Below are 5,441 nucleotides of genomic sequence, written 5' to 3' on the forward strand. Positions count from 1 at the left end.
GCCGCGCCGATCGGCGCGGCTTCCCGGGGGTCTGGGCCTGCGGGGCCGCTCACCGATCAGCCGCAGTGCTCCCAGTCGGACGCCCAGCGGATGCCCTCCGCCTGCCCGCCCCACGAGATGCACGTGTTCTTGGCGCTGAGCTTCACCGGGCCGGCGTAGAACTTGTAGTAGCCCCAGTCGGGGGACTCCACGAGGTCGCTCTGCCGGATGATCTGCACCCGCAGGTCGTACGTCCTGGTGCCGTTCGGGCTCCGCACCCAGGTGACGGCGCAGTTGCTCGACCCGTTGTAGAACAGGTAGATGTCGGCCACCGTGCCGAGGGCGTGGTGGTCGATCTGGTAGTAGCCGCTGCCGCAGGCGCCGCTCGGCGTCGTGGCCGCCTCGGCCGGAGCGGCGACGGAAACCGTTCCCGCGACCATGCCCAGAGCGCTGAGCGCGAGGGCGGCTATCCGCTGTGACGTGCGCATGAATCTCCAATTCGCATATCCCTGACCGAATCTGACGTGGGCACGATAGCAGCGGCCAAGATCGTTCAGCTACGGCCCCGACGGCCGCCGGACGGATCTCGTCCGGTTCGGCTGCAACCTGACACCAGGTCAGGAGCGTTGTCCATGCAGGGACGGTCGAACGGGTGACCGGTCCGCGGACGCGGCCGCCGAGGCCGGCCCGCTCGTACCGCAGCCGGCCGCCCCGGCTGCCCCCGAGGAACGAGGACGAGGATGAGAACCTCACGCGGCCTGGCCGGCCTGCTCGCCGTCGGCGTGGCCGGCGCCGTCACCGTGGCGCTGCTGCCGGGCTCCGACGGCGACCGGGAGTCCGCGGGCGCCGTCCCGGCCGCCGCGGCGGGCAGCGCGACGGCCACGGCGCCGCCGACCCGGACGCCCGCGCCGTCGCCCTCGCCGACCTGGGACGGCGTCGTCCGGTCGATCGGCGACGGCTCCACCTCCGACACCGGGCCGCAGCCGAACCGGCCGCCGGTCGAGAAGCTCAAACCCGGTGAGAAGCCGCCGCAGTTCGTGGTCTTCTCCTGGGACGGCGCACTGGAGAACGAGGACCACCTGTTCTCGCACTTCCGCAAGGTCGCGCAGGAGAACGACGCCCACATGACGTTCTTCCTCAGCGGCATCTACCTGGTGCCCAACTCCAAGCGGTCGCTGTACCACCCGCCGCAGCACGCGGTCGGCAAGGCGGACATATCCTTCCCCACCGACGCCCACCTGCGGGCGACCCTCGAACAGGTGCGGCAGGCCTGGGTCGACGGGAACGAGATCGGCACGCACTTCAACGGCCACTTCTGCGGCCCCAAGGGCGGCGGCGACTGGAGCGTCGCGGAGTGGCAGAGCGAGCTGGACCAGGCCCGCTCCTTCGTCACCGACTGGAAGACCAACACCGGGATGAAGGACGTCCCGGCGCTGCCGTTCGACTACACCCGGGAGCTGGTCGGCGGCCGCGCCCCCTGCCTGGAGGGCCAGAAGAACCTGCTCGCCGCCGAGAAGGCCTCCGGGTTCCGGTACGACGCCAGCTCGCCGGGCGAGTTCCAGGTATGGCCGGCCAAGAAGGACGGCATCTGGAACTTCCCGCTGCAGATGGTCCCCTACCCGGGCAAGCCCACCCAGGTCCTGTCGATGGACTTCAACTTCCTCGCCAACCAGTCCGGGGAGAGCACCAACGGCGATCCGAAGAAGTACCAGGCCTGGGAGCGGGAGACCCGCGACGGCTACCTCAACGGCTTCGAGCGGGTCTACAACGGCAGCCGCGCACCGCTGTTCATCGGCAACCACTTCGAGACCTGGAACGGCGGCATCTACATGCAGGCCATCGAGGACGTGGTGAAGGGCGTCTGCAAGCGCGAGGGCGTGCGCTGCGTCTCCTTCAAGGAACTCGCCGACTGGCTCGACGCGCAGGACCCGAAGGTGCTGGAGCGGCTGCGCGGCCTCGACCCGGCACAGCCCGCCGACTGGTCCGCCCTGGTCAAGTAGCCGCTCCTCCGGGACCGGGTGCCGCCCGGTCCCGGAGGGCGGACGGCCTACCGGCCGGTCCGGGCGGCGGTGACCTGCTGGGCGTAGGCCGTCCAGATCCGGGTCGGGTAGGTGGAGACCGGGTCCGTGGCGGGCGAGCCGCCGAGGCCGTCCAGCGGGAGGAGCTGCATGCTCGTCGCGTCCATCCGGAACACCGTGACGGCGGTGGCGACCTGCCCCTGGTAGCCGACGAACCAGCCGGCGGTGCGGTCCTCGGTCGTCCCGGTCTTGCCCGCCGCCCCGGGGCCCGCCGCGGCGGCCTCACGGGCGCTGCCGGAGCGGACGGCGTCCCTCAGCGACTCGTCGACCCGGTCCGCGACCTGCTCCGGCAGCGCCCGGAAGGGAGCCGGCCGGATCAGCACGACCGGCGTGCCGTTGCGGGTCACCGACACCACCGAGTACGGGTCGGTGTGCATCCCGCCGGCCGCGAACGTGCCGTAGGCCGAGGCCGTCCGGATCGCGCTGGGACGGGAGTTGCCCACCGAGAAGGACGGCACCAGGTCGCCGAGGGTGTCCGGGAGCAGTCCGAGCCCGGCTGCGGTCGTACGGACCCGGTCCAGGCCGACGTCCATGCCGAGCTGCATCATCGGGCCGTTCACCGACTGCGCGACCGCGTCGCGCAGGCTGATGCTGCCCCAGTTCTTGTGGCCGTCGTTGGCGGTCTTCGCCATCTTGCCGTCGCGCCCCCAGTACGGGCCCTCCGGCGTCATCACCGGGATCCCGTCGCCGCCGTCGTAGCGGGTGGCCGGGGCGACCGGGCTCCGGCCGCCCTCCCGGCCCTTGCGGACGCCCTGGTCGAGGGCGGCCGCGTAGACGATCGGGGTGAAGGCCGTGCCGACCGGGACGTTGGAGGTGTTGGCGTTGTCGAAGCCCTGCTTCAGGTAGTCGGGCCCGCCGTACAGGGCGAGGATCCGTCCGTCCGCGGAGACCGAGGCGGCGCCGATCCGCGCGTGCCGGTCGGCCTCCCGGGCCGGGTCCAGTCGGGGGCCGGCGCTCTGCACGGCGGCGGTGAGATCGGCCGTGCGCTGCCGGTCGAAGGTGGTGCGGATCTGGTAGCCGCCCAGGTCGAGCAGGGCGGGCGTGATCGCCGAATGGGAGACCAGGTAGCTCTCGGCCAGGTCCACCAGGTACCCGGTCTGGCCGCCGAGGCCGCGGGCGACCGGCGGTGCCACCGGTTCGGGGAAGGCGGTGTAGCGGGCGCGTTCGGCGGCCGAGAGCTTCCCCGTCTCCACCATCCGGTCCAGGACCCACGACCACCGCTCGACCGCCCGCTGGTGGTTGTCCTTGCCCAGCGACGGGTCGTACAGCGAGGCGCCCTTGAGCAGCGAGGCGAGGAAGGCCGCCTCGCTCGGGTTCAGCGCCGACACGTCCTTGCCGTAGTACGCGGCGGCGGCCCGCTGGATGCCGTAGCTGCCCCGGCCGAACCAGCTGGTGTTGAGGTAGCCGGCCAGGATCTCGTCCTTGCTCAGCCGGTGGTCCAGCTTGACCGCGATCACGATCTCGCTGGCCTTGCGCGAGAGGTCGCGCTCCTGGGTCAGGTAGATGTTCTTGACGTACTGCTGGGTGATCGTCGAGCCGCCCTGGGTGTCGCCTCCGGTCACCATCGCCCAGACGGCCCGGGTGATGCCGGTGGGGGAGACGCCCGCGTCCGAGTAGAAGGTCGCGTTCTCCGCCGCGAGCACCGCCGAGCGGACGGACTCCGGCACCTTCTCCAGCGGCACCTCCTGCCGGTTCACCCAGCCGGTGCGGGCCATCTCGGTGCCGTCCGACCAGTAGAAGACGTTGTTCTGCTGGGTGGCGAAGGAGTTGAGGTCGTCCGGGACGTGCGTGGTCGCGAACAGCCAGACGACCGTGCCGACCAGCGCCGCCACCCCGGTCAGCAGGACGGCCAGCAGCTGCCGCCAGGACGGAAGCCACCGCCGGAGGCCCCGCAGTCCGGGCCGCGGGTAGGCCGGCCGGAGCCGACGGAGCACCCGGCGGACCCGTCCCGTCCGCGCTCCGGCCCGCCGCCGGCGCCTCCCCGATCCTGCAGTACCGCTCCGGCGCCGTCCTGGGACACGCACACTCAGCTCCGATTCGTCGACGACAACGTCACCCCCCGCCCTATAGACGCGCGATGCACCCCGTCCCGGCCTTGTGATCTTCGCCATGCCGCCCGGCGGGGGTGTCGACTTGACGGATGCTCAGCCGTCGTGGTCCGCCGCCCGGTCGGCGCCGCCGGCCGGAGCGTTCCGCAGCACCTCGGCCACCGGGCCGTCCGCCCAGGCCGGCACGGCCGTCTTCGCTCCCGTCGCGCCCACCTCGTCCGTCGTGTGTCGGTACCCGCCGGGACGGTACCGACCTGCTCGGACAGCTGACCCCGGGTGCCGGTGCCGCCCCCGGGGGCGGTGTCGGTGGCGGGTGGGAGAGTCCGGACGGACGGACGGGCCGAGGGAGAGGGACACCGTGACGGAACTGCCGGAGATCGTCGGACGTGAGGACTCCGCCGCACTGATCGTCAGGACTCCGCCGCACTGATCGTCAGGACCGACTACACCGACGCGGCCGCGTGGCGTGCGGTGGTGGCCGCGGCGAGCCGGGCCCGGGGACCGCACGGCGAGTACGAGGCCCAGGTCCACCCGGTCGACGACCCGGTGTGGGCCGGGGCGACGCCGGAGGCGGTCCGCGCTGCGGCGGGCCGGGACACCGACCTCGGGGTGGTGTTCCTCGCCGACCGGACCACGATGGAGTCGGCCCGCCTCGCCCTGCTCGCCCTCGACACCGGTGACGAGGAGGAGGTCCTCGACGACCCGCCGGCCCGTGAGTTCCGGGCGTCCCCGGCCGCCGTGCACGAGGTGCACGTCAACCTGATGATCGCGAACCTCGACTTCGCGGACTTCGCCGAGGCGGCGACGGAGGACCCGGAGGGCATCCTCGAACACCTCTGACCTCCGGCGGCACCGGGCGGGAAATTCGCACCCATCCGCACCACCGGCCGGGCCGAATACCGGTTGTGAGCAACGACCATGACCACCGGACAGACCGCCGCAGGGCGAGGCTCGGCCGGGCGTGCGCCGCCGGTGCGGTGGGCCTGGTGGCCGCCGGGCCGGCACTGGCCGCGGGCGAACTCACCGCGGCGTTCACCGGCCCCGGCGGCTCCCCGGTCCTCGCCGTCGGCTCGGCCGCGATCGACCTCGCCCCGACCTGGCTCAAGGAGTACGCGATCCGCTCCTTCGGCACCCACGACAAGGCCGCCCTGCTCGCCGGCATCTACACGGTGGCGGCCGTGGTCGCCGTCCTCTCCGGGCTGGTCTCCCGGCGGCGCCCCGGCCTCGGCACGGCCGTCGTCGCCCTGTTCGGCGCCGTCGGCGTCTGGGCGGCCGCCTCGCGCCCCACCGCCCGGGCCGCGGACGCGCTGCCCTCCGTCGCCGCGGGCCTCGCCGA

At 72.9% G+C, this 5,441-nt stretch carries 4 protein-coding genes and 1 pseudogene; 3 read left to right on the forward strand and 2 right to left on the reverse strand.

What is annotated here, in order from left to right; all coding sequences use genetic code 11:
• Positions 1 to 56 precede the first annotated feature (56 nt).
• Positions 57 to 467 carry a spore-associated protein A gene (locus ABD353_RS39030; RefSeq protein ID WP_344628478.1) on the reverse strand — a complete coding sequence of 137 codons (411 nt, stop codon included), beginning with the start codon at positions 465 to 467 and terminating at the stop codon, positions 57 to 59.
• Positions 468 to 719: 252 nt separating this feature from the next.
• Between ABD353_RS39030 and ABD353_RS39035 the strand changes: the two genes are divergently transcribed.
• Positions 720 to 1,979 (forward strand): polysaccharide deacetylase family protein, encoded by a 1,260-nt coding sequence (locus tag ABD353_RS39035; RefSeq protein ID WP_344628479.1) that lies wholly within the window; start codon positions 720 to 722, stop codon positions 1,977 to 1,979.
• Positions 1,980 to 2,026: 47 nt separating this feature from the next.
• On the opposite strand, the gene ABD353_RS39040 is transcribed toward ABD353_RS39035, so the two are convergent.
• Positions 2,027 to 3,991, reverse strand: coding sequence for a transglycosylase domain-containing protein (locus tag ABD353_RS39040; protein WP_344628480.1), 1,965 nt, complete (start codon positions 3,989 to 3,991; stop codon positions 2,027 to 2,029).
• A gap of 543 nt (positions 3,992 to 4,534) precedes the next feature.
• On the opposite strand from ABD353_RS39040, the gene ABD353_RS39045 reads away from it, so the two are divergent.
• Together ABD353_RS39045 and ABD353_RS39050 are read left to right on the forward strand one after the other, a co-directional pair.
• Positions 4,535 to 4,945, forward strand: a complete 411-nt coding sequence (locus ABD353_RS39045) for a DUF6924 domain-containing protein (RefSeq protein WP_425555348.1) — start codon at positions 4,535 to 4,537, stop codon at positions 4,943 to 4,945.
• Positions 4,946 to 5,010: 65 nt separating this feature from the next.
• Positions 5,011 to 5,441 (forward strand): annotated as a pseudogene (locus tag ABD353_RS39050) (molybdopterin-binding oxidoreductase); the annotation flags it as partial.

Source organism: Kitasatospora arboriphila, from assembly GCF_039528095.1.
Taxonomy (GTDB): Bacteria; Actinomycetota; Actinomycetes; order Streptomycetales; family Streptomycetaceae; genus Kitasatospora; species Kitasatospora arboriphila.

Coding starts and splice junctions, on each gene's coding strand:
- ABD353_RS39030 (WP_344628478.1), bottom strand. CDS start 467: ATGCGCACGTCACAGCGGATAGCCGCCCTCGCGCTCAGCGCTCTGGGC.
- ABD353_RS39035 (WP_344628479.1), top strand. CDS start 720: ATGAGAACCTCACGCGGCCTGGCCGGCCTGCTCGCCGTCGGCGTGGCC.